This is a genomic window from Nocardia sp. XZ_19_385 (assembly GCF_015355755.1).
GTDB lineage: Bacteria > Actinomycetota > Actinomycetes > Mycobacteriales > Mycobacteriaceae > Nocardia.
The window spans coordinates 107,468-129,571 of record NZ_JACVEE010000002.1; the positions used below are offsets into that span (position 1 = coordinate 107,468).

Annotated in this window: 24 protein-coding genes; 15 read left to right on the forward strand and 9 right to left on the reverse strand. The window is 67.9% G+C overall.

From position 1 onward, the window contains the following. Positions 1 to 16 precede the first annotated feature (16 nt). Both IBX22_RS13235 and IBX22_RS13240 read right to left on the reverse strand, forming a co-directional pair. On the reverse strand, positions 17 to 451 hold the full coding sequence (locus tag IBX22_RS13235; RefSeq protein WP_194815881.1) for a GyrI-like domain-containing protein: 435 nt from the start codon (positions 449 to 451) through the stop codon (positions 17 to 19). Then, on the reverse strand, positions 448 to 891 hold the full coding sequence (locus IBX22_RS13240) for a GyrI-like domain-containing protein (protein ID WP_194815882.1): 444 nt from the start codon (positions 889 to 891) through the stop codon (positions 448 to 450). The genes IBX22_RS13235 and IBX22_RS13240 overlap by 4 nt, the downstream gene beginning before the upstream one ends. A gap of 393 nt (positions 892 to 1,284) precedes the next feature. Between IBX22_RS13240 and IBX22_RS13245 the strand changes: the two genes are divergently transcribed. Further along, positions 1,285 to 2,292 carry an alpha/beta hydrolase gene (locus IBX22_RS13245; RefSeq protein WP_194815883.1) on the forward strand — a complete coding sequence of 336 codons (1,008 nt, stop codon included), beginning with the start codon at positions 1,285 to 1,287 and terminating at the stop codon, positions 2,290 to 2,292. Positions 2,293 to 2,320: 28 nt separating this feature from the next. Further along, on the forward strand, positions 2,321 to 3,703 hold the full coding sequence (locus IBX22_RS13250; RefSeq protein ID WP_194815884.1) for a serine hydrolase: 1,383 nt from the start codon (positions 2,321 to 2,323) through the stop codon (positions 3,701 to 3,703). Here IBX22_RS13250 and IBX22_RS13255 read toward each other — a convergent pair. Beyond that, a complete protein-coding gene (locus IBX22_RS13255) occupies positions 3,666 to 4,646 on the reverse strand; it encodes an AraC family transcriptional regulator (protein WP_194815885.1) in 981 nt (326 codons plus the stop codon). The two genes, IBX22_RS13250 and IBX22_RS13255, sit on opposite strands and share 38 nt — an antisense overlap. Positions 4,647 to 4,792: 146 nt before the next feature. On the opposite strand from IBX22_RS13255, the gene IBX22_RS13260 reads away from it, so the two are divergent. Beyond that, complete coding sequence (locus tag IBX22_RS13260) at positions 4,793 to 5,443, forward strand: NAD(P)-dependent oxidoreductase (RefSeq protein ID WP_194815886.1); 651 nt, start codon at positions 4,793 to 4,795, stop codon at positions 5,441 to 5,443. 42 nt (positions 5,444 to 5,485) lie between these two features. Here IBX22_RS13260 and IBX22_RS13265 read toward each other — a convergent pair whose 3' ends face one another. Both IBX22_RS13265 and IBX22_RS13270 read right to left on the reverse strand, forming a co-directional pair. After that, on the reverse strand, positions 5,486 to 6,049 hold the full coding sequence (locus IBX22_RS13265; protein WP_194815887.1) for a type 1 glutamine amidotransferase domain-containing protein: 564 nt from the start codon (positions 6,047 to 6,049) through the stop codon (positions 5,486 to 5,488). Positions 6,050 to 6,134: 85 nt separating this feature from the next. Then, positions 6,135 to 6,446 carry a pyrimidine/purine nucleoside phosphorylase gene (locus tag IBX22_RS13270; RefSeq protein WP_194815888.1) on the reverse strand — a complete coding sequence of 104 codons (312 nt, stop codon included), beginning with the start codon at positions 6,444 to 6,446 and terminating at the stop codon, positions 6,135 to 6,137. Between the two features lie 66 nt (positions 6,447 to 6,512). Between IBX22_RS13270 and IBX22_RS13275 the strand changes: the two genes are divergently transcribed. Both IBX22_RS13275 and IBX22_RS13280 read left to right on the forward strand, forming a co-directional pair. Continuing rightward, on the forward strand, positions 6,513 to 8,081 hold the full coding sequence (locus IBX22_RS13275) for an alkaline phosphatase (protein ID WP_194815889.1): 1,569 nt from the start codon (positions 6,513 to 6,515) through the stop codon (positions 8,079 to 8,081). A 133-nt stretch (positions 8,082 to 8,214) separates the two neighbouring features. Further along, complete coding sequence (locus IBX22_RS13280) at positions 8,215 to 9,753, forward strand: FAD-dependent monooxygenase (protein ID WP_194815890.1); 1,539 nt, start codon at positions 8,215 to 8,217, stop codon at positions 9,751 to 9,753. Here IBX22_RS13280 and IBX22_RS13285 read toward each other — a convergent pair. After that, the gene (locus IBX22_RS13285) at positions 9,736 to 10,323 is read right to left on the reverse strand and encodes a hypothetical protein (RefSeq protein WP_194815891.1); all 588 of its coding nucleotides are present in this window, start codon (positions 10,321 to 10,323) and stop codon (positions 9,736 to 9,738) included. The two genes, IBX22_RS13280 and IBX22_RS13285, sit on opposite strands and share 18 nt — an antisense overlap. A 143-nt stretch (positions 10,324 to 10,466) precedes the next feature. Here IBX22_RS13285 and IBX22_RS13290 point away from each other — a divergent pair, with 143 nt between their 5' ends. From IBX22_RS13290 to IBX22_RS13310, 5 genes are all read left to right on the forward strand, one after another. Next, a complete protein-coding gene (locus IBX22_RS13290) occupies positions 10,467 to 10,673 on the forward strand; it encodes a hypothetical protein (protein WP_194815892.1) in 207 nt (68 codons plus the stop codon). 40 nt (positions 10,674 to 10,713) lie between these two features. Beyond that, entirely contained in the window at positions 10,714 to 11,736 is a 1,023-nt protein-coding gene (locus tag IBX22_RS13295) for a winged helix-turn-helix domain-containing protein (protein ID WP_194815893.1), read from the forward strand. A 49-nt stretch (positions 11,737 to 11,785) separates the two neighbouring features. After that, positions 11,786 to 13,090, forward strand: a complete 1,305-nt coding sequence (locus IBX22_RS13300; protein ID WP_194815894.1) for a cyclopropane-fatty-acyl-phospholipid synthase family protein — start codon at positions 11,786 to 11,788, stop codon at positions 13,088 to 13,090. Between the two features lie 118 nt (positions 13,091 to 13,208). Beyond that, positions 13,209 to 14,564, forward strand: a complete 1,356-nt coding sequence (locus tag IBX22_RS13305; protein ID WP_194815895.1) for a serine hydrolase — start codon at positions 13,209 to 13,211, stop codon at positions 14,562 to 14,564. Between the two features lie 104 nt (positions 14,565 to 14,668). Then, positions 14,669 to 15,283 (forward strand): dihydrofolate reductase family protein, encoded by a 615-nt coding sequence (locus tag IBX22_RS13310; protein ID WP_194815896.1) that lies wholly within the window; start codon positions 14,669 to 14,671, stop codon positions 15,281 to 15,283. A gap of 4 nt (positions 15,284 to 15,287) precedes the next feature. On the opposite strand, the gene IBX22_RS13315 is transcribed toward IBX22_RS13310, so the two are convergent. Then, the gene (locus tag IBX22_RS13315) at positions 15,288 to 15,503 is read right to left on the reverse strand and encodes a hypothetical protein (protein ID WP_194815897.1); all 216 of its coding nucleotides are present in this window, start codon (positions 15,501 to 15,503) and stop codon (positions 15,288 to 15,290) included. A gap of 124 nt (positions 15,504 to 15,627) precedes the next feature. Further along, complete coding sequence (locus tag IBX22_RS13320) at positions 15,628 to 16,032, reverse strand: hypothetical protein (protein ID WP_194815898.1); 405 nt, start codon at positions 16,030 to 16,032, stop codon at positions 15,628 to 15,630. Between the two features lie 101 nt (positions 16,033 to 16,133). Here IBX22_RS13320 and msrA point away from each other — a divergent pair, with 101 nt between their 5' ends. From msrA to IBX22_RS13345, 5 genes are all read left to right on the forward strand, one after another. Continuing rightward, complete coding sequence (gene msrA / locus IBX22_RS13325) at positions 16,134 to 16,646, forward strand: peptide-methionine (S)-S-oxide reductase MsrA (protein ID WP_194815899.1); 513 nt, start codon at positions 16,134 to 16,136, stop codon at positions 16,644 to 16,646. A gap of 55 nt (positions 16,647 to 16,701) precedes the next feature. Further along, the gene (locus tag IBX22_RS13330) at positions 16,702 to 17,772 is read left to right on the forward strand and encodes an esterase-like activity of phytase family protein (protein ID WP_194815900.1); all 1,071 of its coding nucleotides are present in this window, start codon (positions 16,702 to 16,704) and stop codon (positions 17,770 to 17,772) included. Between the two features lie 20 nt (positions 17,773 to 17,792). After that, positions 17,793 to 20,042 carry a M20/M25/M40 family metallo-hydrolase gene (locus IBX22_RS38140; protein WP_194815901.1) on the forward strand — a complete coding sequence of 750 codons (2,250 nt, stop codon included), beginning with the start codon at positions 17,793 to 17,795 and terminating at the stop codon, positions 20,040 to 20,042. A gap of 93 nt (positions 20,043 to 20,135) precedes the next feature. Beyond that, entirely contained in the window at positions 20,136 to 20,834 is a 699-nt protein-coding gene (locus IBX22_RS13340; protein ID WP_194815902.1) for a helix-turn-helix domain-containing protein, read from the forward strand. Between the two features lie 10 nt (positions 20,835 to 20,844). Continuing rightward, a complete protein-coding gene (locus IBX22_RS13345) occupies positions 20,845 to 21,621 on the forward strand; it encodes a hypothetical protein (RefSeq protein ID WP_194815903.1) in 777 nt (258 codons plus the stop codon). Here IBX22_RS13345 and IBX22_RS13350 read toward each other — a convergent pair whose 3' ends face one another. Then, positions 21,622 to 22,026, reverse strand: coding sequence for a DUF1304 family protein (locus IBX22_RS13350; protein WP_194815904.1), 405 nt, complete (start codon positions 22,024 to 22,026; stop codon positions 21,622 to 21,624). Positions 22,027 to 22,104: the final 78 nt, after the last annotated feature.

Genomic DNA, 22,104 nt, shown 5'->3' on the forward strand with positions numbered 1-22,104 from the left:
GGTTAACTTTCCGCAACTAGATCAGGATCGAGATGAAAAGCTCGACCGACTGCGGGCCGCGCCAGATCTCGATCTCTTCCCGGTAGGCGCGGGTGATCTCGGCGGACGCCGTCGCGTCGTCGACCTGGGCCCAGACGTCTTCCACCGGATCGTGGTAATCGCCGTTCGGCTCGAACCGCGCGTAGACGCCCTTGGGCACCTGCACGAGCAGGTCGCCGACCGGAATCTCTTCCGGCGCACGGTATTCGAAGCTCACGATGGCGTTGTAGTTGCCTGCCGGATCCGGCACGTACACCGTGTACATCGGCTGCTTGTCGCCGGAACGTTCGCGCAGCCGGTCCTTGAGGAACTCGATCAGGTCGCTGTTGCTGACCTTGAAGCTGGGGCGCACCCGGGGCACCACCAGGCCGCCGTAGATCGCCGCGTTCCGCACCGCGATGGTGTACGTCATGATGCCTCGACCGCGAGGTAGAGCTCGATCTTGTACGCGTGCGGGTAGCACTCGAAATCGCCGGTGTAGGTGCGCCTGATTCGCTTGTGTTCCTCGGCGTAGGCGATCTGGGTCCACAGGTCGGTCATCACCTGGGGGAAGTTGCCGACCGAGGAGAAGCGGGCGTAGGTGCCGCGCGGCAGCCGGGCCACCAGGTGACCGCGGGTGACCTCGTCGAAGGAGCTGCACTGATACCCGACGATCTGGGTGTTGTAGGTGCCGAGCTCACCGGTGTAGTCGGTGAAGGCACTGGCGAGCGGACCGCCGAGATCCTGGTGCAGCACCGCTGCCCAGGCCGCTTCGAGATCATGGTCGCGCAGTTCTCCGAGCGCGCGCTTGGGGCTGCGGACCGGCAGACCGGCGACCCACGTCTCGTCCCGCTCGACGATTTCAAACTGCATGGAAAGGACTCTCTCGCGGTGGCATTCCGGTTCGCTGCCCGCATCCGGTCGGCTAGAAAGGCCATGCTATCAACACGGACCGACAGGTAGCGTTCGCCCGCGTGCCGCGTCGCCGAGCCGGAACCGGCATTGAACTGGACGAATGTCCGGCAGGGGCCTCGGCGGTGCCCCCGCAACCACCCCAGCTTCGTCCCCGCATCGGCCCCGGTGCCGAATACCCGTGAGTCAGAAGCAAATTCACGGCTAACCATTCTTGTGGCGTGTCGCCGAACCGGTTTGGGCGCGCACACATTGTGTCGCAGGCCACTCCCAGGTATCTTCCATAATTCGAGACCGAATGGTTTCACAATACGAGGAGCCCGGCCGGGCGCAATGGACAAGGTGGTCCTGGGTATGAGCTTTCGCGCACGTCTGCGCACAGCGACGGCGGTCGCGTTGACCGCGGTGGCGGTCTGCGCCTCGGCCGGAACCGCCGACGCCGAGGACATCGCCCCCGGCACCACCGCCCAGAGCCTGTTCAACAACACCGGACCGCATCCGGTCGCGACCACCGTGCGGACCAACCCCTGCCAGGAATCGGTGTTCGGGATGGTGCAGCACGTCGTGGTGCACCTGTTCGGCAATCGCGACGACCTGACCTGTACCCAGGCGTTCCCGAACGGGCTGGAGTCGCCGATCGGGGTGAACACCTACTACCCGGCCGACATCGCCGACCTGACGAACGCACCGCTGCTGGTGTTCACCGGCGGGATCAATTCCAATCCGGGTATGTACGACGCGCTGGCGCGCCAGTGGGTCAGCCACGGTTTCGTCGTGACGCTCCCCTACGACTACATCAACTCGCTCGCTTACGTGCCCGCACTCGGCGTCGCGACAGCGATGGTCGCCAACCAGGATCCGAAATCCCCGCTGTACAACAAGATCGACCTGGGTCGCACCGTGTTCGGCGGACATTCCGCCGGCGGCCAGGCGGCGCTGCAAGCCGGGACGCTGTTTCCACGCGTCGCCGCGGCCATCGATCCGGCGCTCCGGGTGGCGGGCGTGCTGGCCATCGAACCCGGACCGCTGGCGGTCGGTTCGCTGATAGGCGTACCGACGCTGTTCCTCACCGGCTACAACGATTTCGTAGTCCCCGACTTCGCCTGGGTGCGTTGGTGGCAGTACAACCTGACCTTCGCCGCACCGGCCTGGATCGCGAATGCCCGTGGGGTCAGTCACTTCTCGCCGGTCGACGGGCTCGACGCCTATCTGTCCAGCGGTACCGCGGTGGCCTATCTGCGTTACCTCGCCTTCGGTGAGGAGACCGCCGAACAGTTCTTCGTGGGTCCGAATTGGCTACTGCCCCACGACAAGACGTACTTCTCTGTACACCGCAATGCCCAGGCCGACGCGCTGTCCTGATCGACTACGACGAAAAGGGTTCTCCCTGATGAAGTTCCGTCACGCGGGGGCGGCTGCGCTCGGCGCGGTGCTGATCACTGCCGGGATCGCCGTACCCAGCGCCGCCGACCCCGCGGCGTGCGCCGTTCCGGCTGCGGATCAGCCGGTTTCGCGCCTGGATCCGGCGTCCGCCGGTTTCGATCCGGCCGCCCTGGACGACGCGATCGGGTTCGGTGCGAGCAAGGGCGCCTACGCGATCCAGGTGTACCGGCACGGGTGCTTGGTCGGCGACCGGACCGGTACGGGCAACCTGCCGGTGCCGCTGGCCAGCGCGACCAAGGGCGTGACCTCGGTCGCGGTCGGGCGCGCGATCACCCTGGGCCACTTCGGGCTCGACGATCCGCTGGGCAAGTTCTTCCCGCAGGCCGACGCCGCGCACGCGGCGCTGACCGTGCGGCAGGTGCTGAATCAAACCACCGGACTGCGGTTCAGCTGGGCCGCAGATATCGCCGGCATCGCCACCGACGAGATCTCCCAGACCCTGAACACACCGTTCGCCTTCGAACCCGGCAGCACCTTCCAGTACGGCCAGGCGGTGCTGGTGCTGCTGCCACGCATCATCGAACTCACCACCGGACTGGACTTCCAGGACTTCGTGCAGCGGGAAGTCATGGCCCCCTTGGGTATTGCCCGGGACCAGTGGGTCTGGCTGCGGGATCGCAGCGGCCACACCGCCGTCAACGGCGGCTTGGCCATGCGCGCCGACGATCTGGCCCGCTTCGGGCTGCTGATGTTGCGCGAAGGCCGTTGGGGTGAGCGGCAATTGGTCGACCCCGGTTATATCCAGCAGGCGGTGCGGCCGACCGAGGCCAACGGCGGCTACGGATTCCTGTTCTGGCTCAACGCCGGTGACTCGTACAAGACGGCGACGGTGCCCACCGCGAAGACCTTCCAGCATCCGATGTTCCCCGGCGCGCCTCGCGACCTGTACGCCTTCGTCGGCGCACTCGGTCAGTTCACCGTGGTGATTCCGAGCCGGGATCTCGTGATCGTGCGGCTAGGCGTGCCCGGCGGTATCGATCTGAACAATGTGCAGACCTCGCTGGCGGCCGAATCCAACCCGGACAACAAGGAATTCATCCGCCGGGTCGCCGCGGCCGTCACCGATGTTCCGGCCGCACCCTTCGACTCGCCCTACAACTATCCCGACAGCTTCGGCCCGGTGCTCGGCAGCCTGGACGATCTGGCGTTCTGGACCGACCCGGAGCACCTGCTGTCGATCCTGTTCGGTGCCGGACCGTACGCGCCGTCGAACTGCAACGTGCTGTGGTGCAACGGAAAAATCCTGCCGCAGGACATCTTCGCCGCCATGCTCGACAGCGGATCGCAGGTGCTCAACGCGCTATTGGGGCTGCAGCACGGGACCCGATAGGGTTGCGGCGCACCGCGCCCGGGGAGCATCCGACCACCCGTTTGAAGGCGCGGCTGAAGGCCGCCTCGGACTGGTAGCCGAGGCGGTGTGCGAGTTCGCCGAGCCCGATGTCCTCGCGTTCCAGGCTGGTTTGCGCGACGTGCATGCGCCAGCGGGTCAGGTACTGCATGGCGGGTTCGCCGACGAGTTCGGTGAAGCGGGCGGCGAAGGCCGAGCGGGACATCGCCGCCTCCGATGCCAGCGCCGACAGCGTCCAGGCGCGGGCCGGGTCGCGGTGGATCATCGCGATGGCCGGGCCGATGCGCGGATCCTGTAGCGCGCCGAGCCAGCCGGTTCGGGCGGCCGGATCCTCCTCGATCCAGGAGCGGATGGCCTGGATGACCAGGATGTCGGCAAGCCGGGTGATCACCGTCTCGCCGCCGGGGCGAAGCTGTTTCGCCTCTGCCGCAATGAATCTCAGGGTCGCGTCGATCCACGCGCCCTGCGGTGAGTCGGTGCGGCGGACGCGGATCACCTCGGGTAGCAGCTCGAGCAGATGCCGGGCGGCCGGATCGTCGAAACGCACCGCACCGCAGATCACCGTCGCGGGTGTGCCACCACCGCCGTGGCGCAGGATCTCGTAGCGCTCACTCACCAATTCCCTTGGCAACGCGTCCAATGCGGTCCCGTGCACGCCCGGTGCGCTGGCCAGCAGGTGGCCCGCGCCGTGCGGGACCAGAGCCAGGTCACCGGCGGAAAGCCATTGGCCGCCAGCGGGTTCCACCTCCAGCCAGCAGGTGCCCTCGGCCACGAAATGGAACATCACGCATTCCGGCCAGACCGGCAGGGCCACTCCCCAGGGCTCGGTGAAATCCGAGCGCCCGTAGAAGACACCGCTCATCCGCAGCAGGTGCAGGGCTTGCCCCAGCGAATCCGCAGACCGCCATACCGGTTCGACTTGCATGCTCCCAGTATGTGAGCCGGGGATAGCGAACGTCCATGAGCCCGGACGATCGGGCATGAAATGCCGACGAACAGCCATGGTGCGTCCAGTTTTCAGGACCAACACTGGATGTCAGGCAATCACTCTCAACTCCGAGGAGCTCCCTGATGAAGGTTTTGGTAGTCGGTGCGACCGGTGGATCCGGCCGCGCCACCGTCGACCATCTGCTGTCCGCCGGCCATGAGGTCACCGCGTTCACCCGTAGCCCGGGCGGCACGAAACAGCCGCGACTGAGCTACGCGATCGGCGATGCCATGAAACCGGCCGATCTCGATCGCGCCGTCGCCGATCACGACGCGGTGGTCGTGATCCTCGGCATCAGCGAAAATCCCATGCGGGTACGGCTTCTCGGGCCGAGTCACACCCCGAAGGACGTGCGGTCGCAGGGCACCGGCAACGTCATCGAGGCCATGCGCAACCATGGCGTGCGGAAACTGGTGGTGCAGACCGCATTCGGCGTCGGCGAGTCCAAGCCCGGGCTGACCCGCACCAATCGCCTGTTCTACAAGTTGATTCTGGCGCCGCAGATCGACGACACCGAGCGCCAGGAAGCGCTGGTGCGGTCGAGCGGACTGGACTGGGTGCTGGTGCGACCGGTCAATCTCACCGATGAACCGCACGACGGTATGCCGTCGGATGCCGCGAAGCCGGTGCTGCACACGGTGTCTCGCGCCAGCGTCGGCCGGTTCAACGCCCATGCTGTCGACAACGCGGAGCTGGTCGGCAAGGCCGTGACGCTCTCCACGAAAGTCGGCTGACCGCCAGGAGAGAGGCCCGGATTCCGGACCGGGCCTCGAACCCTACTTCTTCGACTCCGCTTCTTCGGAGATCCCCTCCAGGAAATCACCCAGGTCACCGGGGTTGCGGGAGGTGATGAGCGTCCAACCGTCCTCCGGCGAACGCACCACCGACTCGTCCACCCACTTGCCCCCGGCATTGGTGATGTCGGTGCGCACGGACTGATACGAGGTCAACGTCTTCCCCGCCACCAGTCCCGCCTCCACCAGCAGCCAGGGCCCGTGGCAGATCGCCGCGATCGGCTTGCCCGCTTCGGCGAAGCCCTTGGCCAGCGCCACCGCCCGGTCCTCGAGCCGCAGCTTGTCCGCGTTCACGGTCCCGCCGGGCACCAGCAGCACCTCGAAATTCTCGGCCCGCACGTCATCGAGGGAGGTATCGGGCTGCAACACGTCATCGGGGTGCACATCGTGCCGGAACGTCTGCACGCCCTCGTTCTTCGGCGCCGCGTGGATCACCTGAGCGCCCAGCGCCCGCAGCTGCCCGAGCGGCACCACCAGCTCATCGCGTTCCACCCCGGTGTTCGAGGTGACGATCAGTACCCGGACGCCCTCCAGCCGACCCGACATGAGCAGCTCCCTTCCGATTGCGGAGAAGACTCTTCGAGCATGCCGCGATCGGCGGAGGTTAAACCTGCCCGGGCCGGTGTGCGGCCTAGCCGAAGTGGCAGACGTAGTGGACGGTGTCGAGGACCTCGATCTGGAAGGAGCTGTCGCCCGGCACCTTGAAGGACTCGCCGCCGCGGTAGGTGACCGGCTCGGTTTCGCCCGCCAGGGTCACCTTGCACTCGCCCTCGATGAGCTCCATGATCTCCGGCGCGCCGGTGGTGAAGGTCAGGGTGGCGGGCAGGATGACGCCGACCGACTTGCTGGTGCCGTCGGCCAGGGTCAGGGCGTGGCTGACGCACTTTCCGTCGAAGTACACATTGGCCTTCTTGGCCACACTGACGTTCTCGAACTGCGCCATGATCTCTTTCCCGAGGTTGATAGTGAGCCGTCAGCTTACCCAGGGCTGCCGAACGTACCCTGATGTATGTCCTTGTCACGGCGCGCACTGCTGGCGTTCGGCATCGCCGGTCTGGCCGGTGCGGCGACCGCCAGTAGTGGGCTGTTCCCGGCGCCGCGCTGGCGCGGAACGTATCCGTTCGCACTCGGCGTGGCCTCCGGGGATCCGCTGCCCGACGGGGTGGTGCTGTGGACGCGGCTGGCCCCGGATCCGCTCGCGCCGGACGGGCTCGGCGGGATGCCGCGACATCCGGTGACCGTGGAGTACGAGGTCGCGCACGACGAGGACTTCCGGCAGGTCGTCACCCGCGGCGCCGCGGTCGCGACCCGTGACCTCGGGCACAGCGTGCATCCGGAAGTCCGCGGGCTGGAACCGGATCGCTGGTACTTCTATCGCTTTCGAGCGGGCTCGGCGATCTCGCCGATCGGGCGCACCCGCACCGCTCCGGCCGCCGGAACCGCCACGGCGCGAATACGTTTGGCGGTCGCGTCCTGCCAGTCCTGGGCGTCGGGGTACTACACCGCCTATGAGCATCTGAGTCGCGAGGACGTCGACCTGGTGCTGCATCTGGGCGACTACATCTACGAGCGCGCGTGGAATCACCGGCGGGAAGGCGCCGCACCGCAGACGTTTTCGCGCGGGGAAGCCGTCGACCTGCGCGGCTACCGCTTGCGCTACGCCCAGGCCAAGGCCGAGCTGCCGCTACAAGCCGCGCATGCCGCATTTCCCTGGCTGGTCACCATGGACGATCACGAGATCGACAACAACTGGGCGGGCGACAATCCCGGCCTCGGCTTCGACATCGCTTTGCTCCCAACGCTTTTCCAGCGTCGCCGGGCGGACGCTTTCCAGGCCATGTACGAGCATCAGCCGCTGCGCCTGGCACAGATCCCATCGGGCCCGGATATGCGCCTGCACCGCCGCTACCGTTTCGGCGACCTCGCCGACGTCACCATGCTCGACACCCGCCAGTACCGCTCCCAGATCCCCTGCAGCCAGAACCCGGTCATCGGCTGCGATGAGCGTTTCGATACCGACCGCACCATTCTCGGGGCGGCGCAGCGCGAGTGGCTGATCGACGGATTCACCGAATCGCCCGCACGCTGGCAGATTTTGGGGAATCAGGTGGCCATGAGCGAGGTCGACACCGATCCCGGCCCCGAGGTCCGGGTCTCCACCGACGCCTGGGACGGCTACGTCGCCGACCGCAACACCGTGCTCGGCGCGGCCGCCGAGCGGCACGTCGGCAATCTCGTCGTCCTGACCGGCGACAAGCACGAGCATTGCGCGGGCAACCTCCGCAGTGATTTCGACCACCCCGAATCCCCGGTGGTCGGAGCCGAATTCACCGGCTCGTCGATCACCACCAACGGCAATGGCGCCGACATGACCGAGCACGGTCGCCGGCTGCTCGCCGCCAACCCGGACCTGAAGTTCTTCAACGCCCAGCGCGGCTATCTGCACCTGACGCTGGAGAAATCTTTGTGCCGCACCGACTTCCGCGTGGTCCCCTTCGTCACCCGACCGGGCGCGCCGATACAGACGCGCGCGAGCTACATCGTGGAAGACGGAATCCCCGGCACTACCGAGGCTTGAAGTTTGCGAGATCGCGGAGCCGCGATCGTTTCCCCTTCTAAAGGTATAGCGCACCTGGGGGCTTGCGGCAAGACCCCGGTCGTGCCGCAGAATTGCCCGCCTAAGCCAGAACCTGCGAGTTGGGAGTTAACGAGTGACGGATATCGACGTGATCATCGTGGGTGCTGGTCCGGCCGGACTGACCTTGGCCGCAGAGCTGAGCCTGGCCGGGGTGCGGCCGCTGGTGCTGGAGAAGCACCTGGTGCCGCGGGAGACTCAGAAGGCCAGCGGCATCGGCGGGCGGATCCTGGATCACCTGCGCTTCCGCGGGCTGCTGGGCCGGTTCGAGGAACTCAGCAGCGATCCGCACATCGCGCCGCGGTTCCCGTTCGGCACGCTGCAACTGGACCTCACCCAGCTGACCGATTCCCCGATGCACGCGATGCCGATCGCGCAGTGGGAAATCGAGCGACTACTCGACGCGCACTCTCGCGACCTGGGCGCCGAGATCCGCCGCGGCCACGAGGTCCTCGGTGTCCGCCAGGACGACGACACGGTGACCGCGGAAGTGCGCGGACCGGACGGCACGTACGAGGTGACTGCCCGCTACCTGGCGGGTTGCGACGGCGGCCGCAGCCGCATCCGCGAGCTGGCCGGAATCGAGTTCCCCGGCACCACCTATCCGGAGGTCAACCGGCTCGCGCAGGTCACGCTGCCGGCGCCGGTGCGGTTGCTCGACAACGGTGACATCGACGTGCCCGGGCTGGGCGTGGTCCATGCGGGCTTCACCCGGCTGGACACCGGTGTGTTCGCGTTCGCGACCGACCCCGCGTCCGGGGTCACCAGCCTGATGACCACCGAGAACGAAACCACCGAATACGACGACGAGGAGCCGTTGACCCTGGCCGAGCTCAGCGCCAGCGTGCGCCGGGTGCTCGGCGTGGACCTGCCGATGGCGGATCCGAAGCGACTGTCGCGCTTCACCTTCAAGGATCGGCAGGCTGAAAGCTACCGCGCGGGACGCATCCTGCTGGCCGGCGACGCCGCGCACCTGCTCCCCGCCACCGGCACCGCGCTCAACGTCGGCATGCTCGACTCGGTCAACCTCGCGTGGAAGCTGGCCGCCGACGTGCAGGGCTGGGCGCCGGCCGGCCTGGTGGACACCTACCACGACGAACGCCACTTCGCCGGGGCGCGCGCCCGGCTGCAGACCCGGGCCCAGGTGGCGCTGCGACGCGGCCGGGACGAGGCCGACGAGGCACTTCGGCAGGTCATCCAGGAACTGCTGCAAGACGAGCCGGCGCTGCGCCGGATGGGCGCCCTGGTCGGCCACTCCGACATTCGCTACCCGATGCCGGGGTCTGATCGCAACGCGCTGACCGGTGCCTTCGCCCCCGATCTCACGCTGCACACCGAGCAGGGCACGACGAGTGTCGCCGAATTCATGCACGCCGGTCGGCCCGTCTTCCTCGATCTCGCCGATCGCCCGGAGCTCCGTGCGATCGCCCAGGAGTGGGCGCCTCGCATCGACATCCACGCGGCCAAGGCCGACGATCAGCCCGCCGATGGCCTGCTGATCCGCCCGGACGGCCACATCGCCTGGGCCGCGACGATCGGCGAGTCCGCCGACACCGCCGCGGCGACGATGCGCGATGCGCTGGAGTACTGGTTCGGCTCAGCGGTCGGCGCGTAATCCCACCCGCCCCAGCACATTCGGCTCGGCCATCGGCAGCAATGCCACCAGGATGGCCGCGCCGGTCAGTGGGAGAAAGTCCAGACTGAACGCCGAGAGGAGGATGCCCGCCAGCAGCAGCGGCGGGCTCCACCAGGGCAGCAGCTTGCGCCGGGCCAGCAGTACCGTGAGCACGACCAGTCCCAGGAAGAACAGCTGCGGAAGGACGGTATAGAAGAGCGGGCGGACGCCGGGAATATCGGAGAACTGGTTGCTCAGGCGCGACATGTCGGCCTTGTTCTCGGCCAGCGCCGCGAAGGAGATGTCCGCGGTGAACTGAACGATGGTGGCGCCCAAGCCGATCAGGGTCAGTCCCACGGTCCCGTCGCGCCAGCGGCTCGGCGGGAGTTCCCGGCTCAGGTTCAGGACCACCGGAATGAACAGCACCATGCCGAGCAGACCGAAGAGGTGGGCGGCCTGCCAGTCCGGGCCGGGGCCGTAATGCCCGTCGGCGCGCCCCGCGAGCCGGATGACGCCGTAGCCGGCGATGCACAGCGGCGCGGAGAACAAGAGCAGCCCTGGAAGTTTCACAGCGCCGATCGTCGCAAGCCGGGGCCGTGCCGCGCCTCCGGGAAGACCCTGATCTTGGCTGTTTAGGCCATGGCCTAATGGTGGTGCGCTAGGTGCCCCCTGGTTCATACGCTGCTCATCGGAAGCTAACCAGGAGGCTGAAAATGATGAACCAGGCAGCTGTGCGTGCCGACGGGATGGCCCCGCTGGTGCTGTTGGACGGTGCCGATGTGTGGCGGCGCGGGCGGGAGTGGCTGCGGGGCGTGCGGTTCCGGCGGGTCGCGCCGGTCGAGCACGAGCCGCAGTCGGTGCCGGAGATGCTGTTCGAGCTGGATCCGTTCAATCCGGCGCCGGGCCGCGGACGTCGGTGATCGGGCGTAGCGTGACCGGGGAGAGATTGCGAGGCAACGGATGAAGCGGCTGCACTTCACGCCCGACGATCTGCTGCGGGTCCGCATCGGTGCGCCGCTGGGCGCGCTCGGCGAGACGCTGCTGGCCACCCGGACGTTGCAGCGCGGTCGCACACCGCTCTTCGACGGCTGGCGCTCCGAGGTGGTCACCGCCGTGCCCGAGAACTTCGGTGTGCTGGCCGATCTCGTGCCGGCCGACGGCTGTTTCCTCGACCTGATCACCCCGACCCGCGGCGCGCGGACCATGTCCGAAGGCATCACCGCGCTGCACCTGGCGTCCCGCGAGGAGCTACGCCGCGAGGTCGCGTGCGTGGCCACCAGCGAATGGTGGCCACGAACCACGCAATTGCCGGGCTGGGCGGCGCATCTGCCGGATCGCGACAACCGCACGCTGGGCGAGGTCGCGACCGCCATCCAGTCCTTCCACTCGGTCGCCTTCGCCGACCGCTGGACCCATGTGCAGTCCTATCTCGACGTGGCCGCGGACCGGATGGCGCGCACCATGGCCACCGACGGCGTCGAAGGCTTGTTCGCCACCCTCGCCCCGTACGCCCGCTGGCGCGCACCGGTGCTCGAGGTCGCCACCCGGGCCAACTGTCAGGAGCGCCACCTCGGCGGGCGCGGGCTGGTGCTGGTGCCGGCGCTGTTCGTGTGGCCGGAGCCGGTCATGCTGCACTCGGCGGTCGATGAGACGGCACCGATGACGCTGATCGTGCCCGCCATCCGCGACATCGCGGACTTCGCGGCGGCCTGGGGCCCGCGCGCACCCAACGATGCCTTGAACTCCCTGCTCGGCCGCACCCGCGCCGCGGCGCTGCAGGCGATCGCGGAGGGGTGCAGCACCACCGAACTGGCCCGTCAGCTCGGCGTCACCCCCGCCACCGCGAGTGAGCACGCCTCGATCCTGCGCGAGGCCGGGCTGATCGAGAGTCACCGCCAGCGCAATGCCATGCGCCACCAGCTGACCACGCTCGGCGCGGCTCTGCTCGACGGCGATCTCGACAAGGGCCTGCGGATCGCCTGACCCCGCGTCGTTGCCCACCTGTACGCAGGTCACGGGCCATAGTGGAGATATGGGCCAGAAAGCCACCGTCGCCACGACACTCGCACCGCTGCTCCGGACCGCGCTGGGCGACCAGCCGCCGATCCGCTTCGAATTCTGGGACGGCAGCACCCTCGTCCCCGGCAGCGAAACCCGCGGCACCATGCGCATCCGATCCAAGGACGCGCTGAGCCATCTGGTGTGGGCGCCAGGCGAACTCGGCCTCGCCCGGGCCTATGTCTCGGGCGAACTCGAGTTCGAAGGCGACGTGTTCACGGTGCTGCGCACCCTGCAGCAGTCCGCCCCCAACGACGCCGACCTGGGCTGGGACGCTGCCGTGCGCGCGGTCGGCGCGGCCGGAAAGCTCGGCGCGCTCACCCACCATCCGAAGCCGCCGCCGGAGGAGGTGCGTCCGCTGCGCGGCGGGCTGCACACCAAACGGCGGGACGCGGCCGCGATCAGTCACCACTACGACGTGGGCAACGACTTCTACCGTCTCGTGCTCGGCGCGAGCATGACCTACTCGTGCGCGCGGTTCGTCGGTCCCGGCGATACCGGTGCCGACCCCGCGAACCCCGCGGTTTCCCTCGAAAGCGCCCAGCGCGCGAAGCACGACCTGATCTGCCGCAAGCTGGGCCTGCGCGCCGGGACACGGCTGCTCGACGTCGGTTGCGGCTGGGGTTCGATGGCGATGCACGCCGCGTCGTCCTATGGCGCGCAGGTCGTCGGCGTCACGATCAGCAACGAGCAAGCCGAACTCGCTCGCAAGCGCGTCATCGAGGCGGGGCTGGAGGACCGCGTCGAAATCCGCCTGTCGGACTACCGCGACCTGCGCGGCGAGGAGTTCGACGCCATCTCCTCGATCGGCATGTTCGAGCACGTCGGCACCAAGCGCACCGGCGAATACTTCGACACCCTGCGCGCCCTGCTGCGTCCCGAGGGCCGCCTGCTCAACCACGCCATCTCCTCCATCGGCGGCTCCCGCATGCAGAACCGTTCCTTCATCGGCCGCTACGTCTTCCCGGACGGCGAGCTCCTCGACGTCGGCGAAGTCGTCTTGGCCATGGAGCGTGCCGGTTTCGAGGTCCGCGATGTCGAATCCTTGCGGGAGCACTACGCCCTGACTCTGCGCCACTGGGTCGCCAATCTCGAAAAGGACTGGGACCGCGCCGTTTCCATGGTCGGCCCGGGCCGCGCCCGAATCTGGCGGCTCTATATGGCCGCCTCCGCTCTGGGTTTCGAGGACGGCGGCCTCGGGCTGCACCAGACCCTCGGGGTGGTCCCGGACCCGCAGGGCAACACCGCGATGCCGGGCAATCGCCGCGGCTGGGTGTAAACCCGCTCCCGAGCAGCCGAAACAGGGTTGTCAGCGCGCTGTCGGTGGACTGTCAGCGCACCCCGGCACCGTGGTGTCCACAGGGCGAACCGCCCACGGACACGCCGGAGGAAACATCATGACTGTCAACGCATTACACGAGATCGCAGCAGCCACCGCCACCAAGTTCGGGATTCCCGGTATCGCGATCGGAGTGTGGGCCGATGGCCAGGAGCACTTCGGCTACCACGGCGTGACCAGCGTCGAGAACCCGTTGCCGGTGGACGCGAACACCCTGTTCCAGCTGGGCTCGGTGACCAAACCGCTGACCGCGACCGTCATCATGCGCCTGGTCGCCGACGGCAAGATCGAGCTGGACGCGCCGGTGCGCCGATATGTGCCCGAGTTCGTGCTCTCCGACTCCGACGCCGCCGCCCGAATCACCGTGGCGCAGTTGCTCAATCACACCTCCGGCATGGACTGGAGCATCATCAACGACACCGGCGAGGGCGACGACGCGCTGGCGAAGTTCGTGGCGACGCTGGCCGAACTGCCGATGATCGGCGCACCCGGTGACCGCGCGTCCTACAGCCAGGCGGGCTTCAATGTGCTGGGCCGGGTCATCGAGAAGGTGACCGGCCAGACCTACGAGCAGGCAGTCGCCTCGATCATCCTGGAGCCCCTGGGCCTGACCAACACCGTCTTCACCGAACGCGAGGCGATGACCCGCCGCTTCGCCGTGGGCCACGACATCGGCGCGGACGGCGAACTGAGCATCGCGCGGCCGTGGAAGCCGACCCGCGCCAACAATGCAGGCGGCGGTGTGGCGTCCACGGTGGCCGACCAATTGCGCTGGGCCCGTTTCCATCTCGGCGACGGCGCACCGGTGCTGCCGGAAGAGGTGCTGCACCGGATGCGGCAGCCGACCGTCGAGTTGCGCGGCAGTTCGCTCGGCGACGCCTTCGGCACCTGCTGGTTCCTGCGCGAGATCGACAGCGTGGCGACCATCGGGCACGGCGGTTCCAGCATCGGCCAGTTCAGCGAACTGCTGATCGTGCCCGACCGCGACTTCGCGATCATCGTCATGGCCAACGCGGGCCCGGACGGCATCCCGGCGAACCAGGCCATCGTGCGCTGGGCGCTGGAGCACTACCTCGGCCTGCTCGACCGCGACCCCGAGCCGCTGCCGTTCGACGCCGGGCGCGCGGCGGAGGTGGCGGGCCACTACGAAAGCGACGCCATGACCTTCGACATCACCACGGACGGCACCTCTTTGACCCTCGAGGTGCTCATCAAGCCGGAGATCCGCGCCACCTCAGAGGAACTCCCCGCCGATCACGCCCCCTTCGAGTTCGGTCTGCTCCCCGGCGACGGCGACGACTACATCATCACCAGCGGCGCGTTCGCCGGCCACCGCGGTTTCTTCAGCCGCGACGAGCAGGGCGCGGTGGTGGGCGTCGACCTGGCGGGCCGCCTGTTCCACCGGGTCCGGTGACCCTCACACCGCCGCCGATTAATTCGGCGGCGGTGCGTCGTCTGCATCACTGAATCCGCTGCCAGGAACCCCCGCGGCGGCTCAGACGAACACAGGAGAAGTCCATGAGAAAGATCACCGCAGGCCTGTTCATCTCGCTCGACGGCGTTATCGCCGAGCCGCAGAACTGGCACTTCCCCTACTTCAACGACGAGATGGGCGCCGCGGTGGGCCAGCAGCTCGGCGCGGCCGACACCGTGCTGCTCGGCCGGGAAACCTACGACAGTTTCGCCGGCGCCTGGCCGGACCGCGAAGCCGCAGGTGAAGAGGACGCCGTCATGGCCAAGGCGCTGGGCGACGCTCGCAAGATCGTCGTGTCGCACCGGCGGCTGGAATTCACCTGGCGCAACTCCGAGCAGTTGCAGGGCGACCTGATCGAGGCCGTCACCGCACTCAAGCAGCAGCCGGGCGCCACCGACATCGCGATGAGCGGCTCGCCGTCGATCGTCCGGCAGCTCCTCGCCGCCGGACTGCTCGACGAATTGCACCTGCTCGTGCACCCCATCGTCGTCGGCACCGGGCAGCGCCTGTTCGACGACGGCGGCTCGGTTCCGCTGCGGCTGCTGTCGGCCCAGACTTTCGAGACCGGCGTCATCCACACGGTGTACGGCCCGGCCACCAGCGCCGCGACCGGTGGGTACGAGGAAGCGAAAGTCCATCTCCCCCAAGGCGATCAGTAAGTCCTCAGCGCCCGCGCACCTCGGGATACCGGTCGCGGAGTTGCTCCAGGCAGCGCTGCACCTCACGCAGTTCCCGGCGCAGCAGATGCGATTCGGTGCTCGATCGGGGCAACCCGCGCCGGGTCAGGTCGGCCGCGAGGGCCGCGGTCAGTGTCGCGGCCTCCGCGCTGAGCAGGTCGTAGAAGACTTGGGCCTGCGCCACATCGGATTCGTCACGCACGCGTCAAACCACCTGCGCCCGAACACATCCGGCTGTTCGCCAGCTGTACACCGCGTAGTTGCCCATGGTTCATACTCACTGGCCAGGCCCGAATCGTCAATCACGACACCGATTGCCGGAGGATTCAGCCGGTCGTGGCGGTCTCGTGCACGGTGCGCCAGCGCAGGCCGTTGCGCGCCTGCGGATCGGGCAGCAGCAGCGCGGTGGTGACGCGTGCGGCCGGACCCTCGGGCCGGTGGTGCACCTCGCGGAAACGCACCACCGCGCAGTCCGCCGACCGGTGCAGCACGTCGATGTCGGTGATGTCGATGGTCAGGCCGGGCGTCGAATTGCCCGCGCCCCGCAGTCCGGCGGCCAGCGGCGCGAGCGGCACCACCGCACCGTCGAGGCCGACCATGGAGAAGTCCGGGTGCAGCTGGCCGGTGAAAGCCGCCAGTGCGTCGGGCGCGTCCGCCGCGCCCAACCAGCGGGCCAGGTCCTCGTGCAGGACGCGTACCTCGCCGACGATCGTGTCGTGTTCGATGCTCACCATCGCAAGCTACCGGACCGGCCTCGACCAGGGCCGGAACTAACCGGGTACCGCTGCTGGTTGTATGGGGAGTACCGGACTCACTTCACCGAGGAGGAAGCGTGACCGACACGCGCAAAGCGATCCTGGCCGGCGGCTGCTTCTGGGGCATGCAGGACTTGATCCGCAGGCAGCCCGGGGTGCTCTCGACCCGGGTCGGCTACACCGGCGGGCAGAACGACCACCCCACCTACCGCAACCACCCCGGTCACGCGGAAGCCGTGGAGATCGTCTACGACCCCGCGCAGACCGACTACCGGGCGCTGCTGGAGTTCCTGTTCCAGATCCACGATCCGACCACCAAGGATCGGCAGGGCAACGACATCGGCAGCAGCTACCGCTCCGCCATCTTCTATCTCGATGACGAGCAGAAGCGGGTGGCGCTGGACACCATCGCCGACGTCGACGCCTCCGGCCTGTGGCCCGGCAAGGTCGTCACCGAGGTGACCCCGGCGGGCGCGTTCTGGCAGGCCGAAGCGGAGCACCAGGATTACCTGGAGCGCTACCCCAACGGCTACACCTGCCACTTCCCGCGCGCGGGCTGGAAGCTGCCCAAGCGGGAGACGACGCACTAGCTCGGTTTGCCCGGCGTTCACGTCCCGGTCCGATTGCCCGGTTAGTTTGGCGCGCATGCGAAGTCGTGGACCCTTGCTGCTGATCCTCGCGTGCGCGCTCACCGCGGCCCTCGCGCCGTCGGCGACCGCCGCGCCCCCGGTTCGACTACTCGGGGAGCGGGTCGTCCCGTTCGCCTTCGACTTTCGCGGGACGACCGTCGGCGGGCTCTCCGGCATCGATGCCCTGCCGCAGGCCGGAGAATATGTGCTGATCAGCGACGACCGCTCGGCGCTGCAATCCGCACGGTTCTACACCGCGCGAATCGCGGTGGACGGCAACGGGGTCGGGCCGATCGAGTTCACCGGGACCCGGCCGCTGTGTGGGGCGGACGGCGCACCGTATCCGCAGAACACGGTCGATCCGGAGGAAATCCGGGTAGACCCCTGGACCGGCAACTACTTCTGGACGCAGGAGGGTGAGCGGGCGGCGGGCGTGCTGCTGGATCCGTCGGTGCGGGTGACGCGGCCCGACGGCGCCTTCGACTCCGAACTCCCGATCCCGGACAACGAACGGATGCGGCCGGATTCGGGTCCGCAACGCAACGGCGCGCTGGAAGCCGCGACCTTCGCCGCAGGTGGCACGCTGTTCGTGACCGCGCTCGAGGCTCCGCTGATGCAGGATGGCCCGATGCCCGCCGCGACGACCGGGGCCACGACCCGGATCACCGTGCAGGCTCGCACCGGCCAGCTGCTCGCCCAGTACGCCTATCCGCTGGACCCGGTGTTCACCGAAGGTACGGGCAGCAACGGGATCACCGCCATCCTCGCCGTCGATCCCCTGGATCCGGCGAAATACCTTGTTGTGGAACGTAGTTTCGTCGAAGGCGCAGGTAACCGGATCCGGATCTACGAGGCCGATCTCGGCGCCGCCACCAACGTTCTGAACGCGCCGCTGACCAACGCCCGGCCCGTCGCCAAACGTCTGCTCGCCGACCTGAGCGAGCTCGGCCTCAGCACCGTCGACAACATCGAGGGCATCACCTGGGGCCCGCGCCTGCCCTCCGGGGAACGCACGCTGCTGCTGGTCAGCGACGACAATTTCAACGACAAGCAAGTCACCCAGTTCATCGCCCTCGCCCTGCGCTGAGATCGAGTTACGCTGGGAGAGTGCGGATAGGACAAGGACTTTCCGGTTTCCTGGCGTTCGTGTTCCTGCTGGCGGTGACAGCCGCCACCGCGTGGGAGCAACAGCCGCACGGTCATGAACCCGAGTCGGCGCCCGCCGAGGTGTTCAGCGCGGGGCGGGCCTTCCGGTTAGTCGAGGCCATCGCGCAGCGGCCACATCCCGTCGGCACCGCCGAACACGACCGGGTGCGTGATCATCTCGTCGCGCAGCTGCGAGAACTGGGGCTGCAGACCGAGATTCAGTCCGGCATCGGCCGCTACCCGGGTGCGCTCGCGCGCGATGTCGTCGGGATGGGGCGGACGGACAACATCGTCGCCCGGCTGCCCGGCACGAACTCGACCGGGACGATCTACCTTGCGGCGCACTATGATTCGGTCCCCTCCAGTCCGGGCGCGAACGACGACGGTGTCGGCGTGGCCGCGGTGCTGGAAACCCTGCGCGCGCTGCGGGCAAGCGGGGCCACGCTGCGCAACGACGTGGTCGCCCTGCTGACCGACGCCGAGGAAACCGGCATGCTCGGCGCTGAAGCGTTCGTCGCCGCGAATCCGGATCTGCGCGGCGACGTGATCATCAATCACGAGGCGCGCGGCGCCGGGGGCCCGGTGTTCATGTGGCGGTCCACCCGGCCCGACGGAGCCCTGATCCGCGCGGTCGCCGCCGCCCCGCGCCCGAACGCCGACTCGCTGTCCACGGCGCTGGCCGGTGAACAGACCTCCAGCAACACCGATTTCGCGTCCTTCGAACCGGCCGGAGCGCAGGTGCTGGACTTCGCCTACGCCGGCCACAGCGCCTACTACCACAACCCGCTCGACGATCCGGCCCATGTTCCGTTGGGGACGCTGCAGCAGATGGGTGACAACACCCTCGCCCTGACTCGCGACCTCGGCGACCGCGATCTCGCCGCCGCGACCGACGACGACAATCCCGCCTACTTCGCCCTGCCCTTCGGGACGCTGGTGGTGCTGCCGATCTGGGTGATCATCGCGCTCGCCGTGGTGAGCGTAGTGGCGACCGGGTGGGTGATCTGGCGGGTCCGGCGTGCCGGGGAGACCAGCCTCAAGCGCGTATTCGGTTCCGCGGCACTGTTGCTCGTGTCGGTCCCGATCGCCATGGCGGCCGTGTACGGACATTGGGAACTCGTGAAGACCATCGAACCCGAGTATCAGCCGCTGTTCGTCGACCCGTATCGGCCCGAGTTCTTTTACGCGGCGGTCATCGTGCTGTCGGCCGCGGTCCTGGCCGCCTGGTTCGCGCTGTCCCGGCGCTGGTTCGGTTCCACCGGCACCGCGGCCGGTCTGCTGTGCTGCCTGAGCGTGCTCGCGGCGCTGTTCACCCTGGTTGCCCCGGCCGCCGCCCAAGTGTTGGTGGTGCCGACCGTCGCTGCCGCCCTGGGTGTTTCGGCTACGTTCGGCATTCGGGACCGATGGCGTCTGCCCGCGCTCTCGCTGTTGCTGCTACCGACGGCCATATTCCTCGGCGGCCTCTGGGCGGCGCTGCAAACCGGTATCGCCGCGGCCCCGTTCCTCACCGCGCCCACGATCATCCTGCTCGGCAGCCTGCTCACCCTGACCCTCACCCACACCTGGCCGCCCCGGCGCGGCTGGACCGTCCCCGCCACCGCGGTGCTCCTCGCCGCCGCACTCACCGCGGCGGGCTTGGCCGTCGACCGCTCCGACGACCAGCACCCGCTGACTTCCCAGCTCATCTACGCCCTGGACGCCGACCGCAACCACGCGCAATGGATCTCACGGGTCGCCCCCGATCGCTGGACCGACACCTTCGTCGACAACACCACCCCCGAACCCCGATACTCCACCCTCTGGTCCGACGCGGTCGCGAGCGGCCCGGCACCCACCCAGGCGCTCCCCGCCCCCACCGCCGAAATCCTCTCCGACACCACCGCTTCCGACAAACGCACCATCCGGCTACGCCTCCGTTCCCACCGCGCCGCCCCCAGCCTCGCCCTGCGCTACACCACCACCCTCCACTCCCTGCGCGTAGCAGGCCGCGACGTAACCCCCGTCCCGAACAAGGGCATCCAGTTCTACGCACCCCCACCCGAAGGCCTCGACGTAGAACTGACCGCCCCCGCCGGCCCCCTCGACCTCACCCTGATCGACTACAACTACCTCCCCGACTCCGGCATCGCCCCCTACGGCCCCCAGCCCCCCGACGTCTACCTCCGCCAAGACAGCGCCAGCGCCGTCTTCACCACCATCCCCGGCCTCTAACCCGCCCAAGGCTGAACGGCGGCCAGCCGATGGCGTCTGCAACAATAGCCCACACAACATCGGGTATTGTGTATATAACTGCTGGCAAAGGAGGTGATTCAGTTGACCGCGCTTGACCGCTATCAGACGACCGCACAGGCGGCGAGCGCACTCGGCGTGTCCACCGAGCAGGTCCGCGAACTCATCCGCGGCGGTAAATTACGCGCCGTAAAGGTCGGCCGCGAGGCGCTGGTGGATTCCGCCTCTGTACGCCACCGCGCTCACGTCCTCCGTCCACAGCCTGGCCGCCCCCTGTCTCCACGCATGGCATGGGCAGTGCTGTGGATGGCCAGCGCCCGAGACCCAGGCTGGGTGAGCGCCGCGGAGAAGACACGTGCGCGCAAATACCTTGCCCGGCATCGTGCCGAAGATTGGCCGCGGCTGTTGGCGCAAAGAGCTGATTTGCACGTCGGCCGTATGCTGACACCTCAGCTGGCCAAGCTCCGCGACCGTGCCGGCGTCGTTTCGAGCGGCATCTCCGCGATATCGGCGTACGGTCCGGCGCTACTGCCGACCGAACTCGAATCCGAGTTTTACCTACCGCCAGCACTTTTCGATGAGCTGGTCCACACTCGCCGAATCATGCTCGACACCGACAAACCCAATGTGTTGTTGCGGGTACCACGAATTTGCATCGATATTTTTGAGCGGGAACAAGTCGCACCCCGCGCAGTGGTGGCGGCGGACCTGCTGGATAGCGGAGACGAAAGGCAGACCCGAGCAGCGCACGACCTACTCAGCAGGACCTACTAGGGGGAATCTGATGGTTCGCCAGGCGCAAGTTCCGTTGATCGGTCATGTCACGCTACCGCCGCTGGCCGACAACCGGGACGCCCAATTGTGGCCGGCACTACTGGACCTTGCCGACAACCTCCCGCAGCCCTACACCGTGATCGGCGGGATGATGGTGTGGATGCACGGCGCTGTAGCGGGACAACAACCACCCCGGGTCACCCAAGATATCGACGTGCTGATGGACCTGAGAGCCCAGGTCAGCGCCCTGCGCAAGGCCGTGACCGCTCTCGAGCGGCTGGGCTATCGAGTTGACGGCATGAGCCCTGACGGGTTGGCTCACCGGTACCGTCGCGACGACGGCACATTGGTCGACCTGCTGGCGCCGGACAACCTCGGTCGCCGAGCCGACCTCACGACTACCCCGCCGGGACGAACGCTCGAGGTGCCGGGCGGAACCAAAGCCCTATCGCATCGGGTTGCCGTCGAAATCCGCTATGGCACAAGATCATCCGTTTTGTATCTGCCCGAACTCGCACGCGCGCTGCACTGCAAAGTCAAGGCGTATTTGATCGACCACCCAACGCCGCGCCCCGGTATCGAATCACGCCACCTGAGCGATATCGCGTTCCTGGTGTCCCTGATCGATGATCCCGACCGGATCCTCGAACAACTCGGCGCGCGGCCTGGTTGCGAACACTTCACTGCGGCAGCAGTATTGGACGACCCACGGCATCCTGCCTGGTTAACGCTCGGCGCCCGCGCCGACGATGCGCGACTTGTCTGGGGCCAATTACGGCACGGGTGACTAACCCGCCCAGGTGGCTACGACGATCGCTACGAGGGGCGGCAGGCTCGAGCCGATCGTGCCGAGCAGGCTGCCGCCGCGCGGGCGCCAGAAGCCGAGTAGATCGGCTATGCCCATGGCGAGGCTGGCGAGCAGCATGTACCAGCAGCCCGTGAGGACGACGGTTCGGCCGACCAGCTCGTCGCCGTTGTGCAGGATGATCAGGCCGAGGATTGTGCCGAGGCCGCCGAGCATGTTGCGGAAGCCGACCACGAAGGCCCACATCCGTACGTCGGCGAGATTCTCGGTGTCCACGTGTAAGAACCGCCGGACTATCGGGCGGTCGTAGAAGAACATCTCCAGGGGCGCGGCCGCGATGTATGCGATCGCACCGATCAGTGCCGCTACCTGCGCGAAACCGTTCACGACAGACTCCTCGAGTGCCGCACCGGCGGGCTTATTGCGCCGCCACCTGCCCTCAGCATGCGCCTGAAGATCACCGGC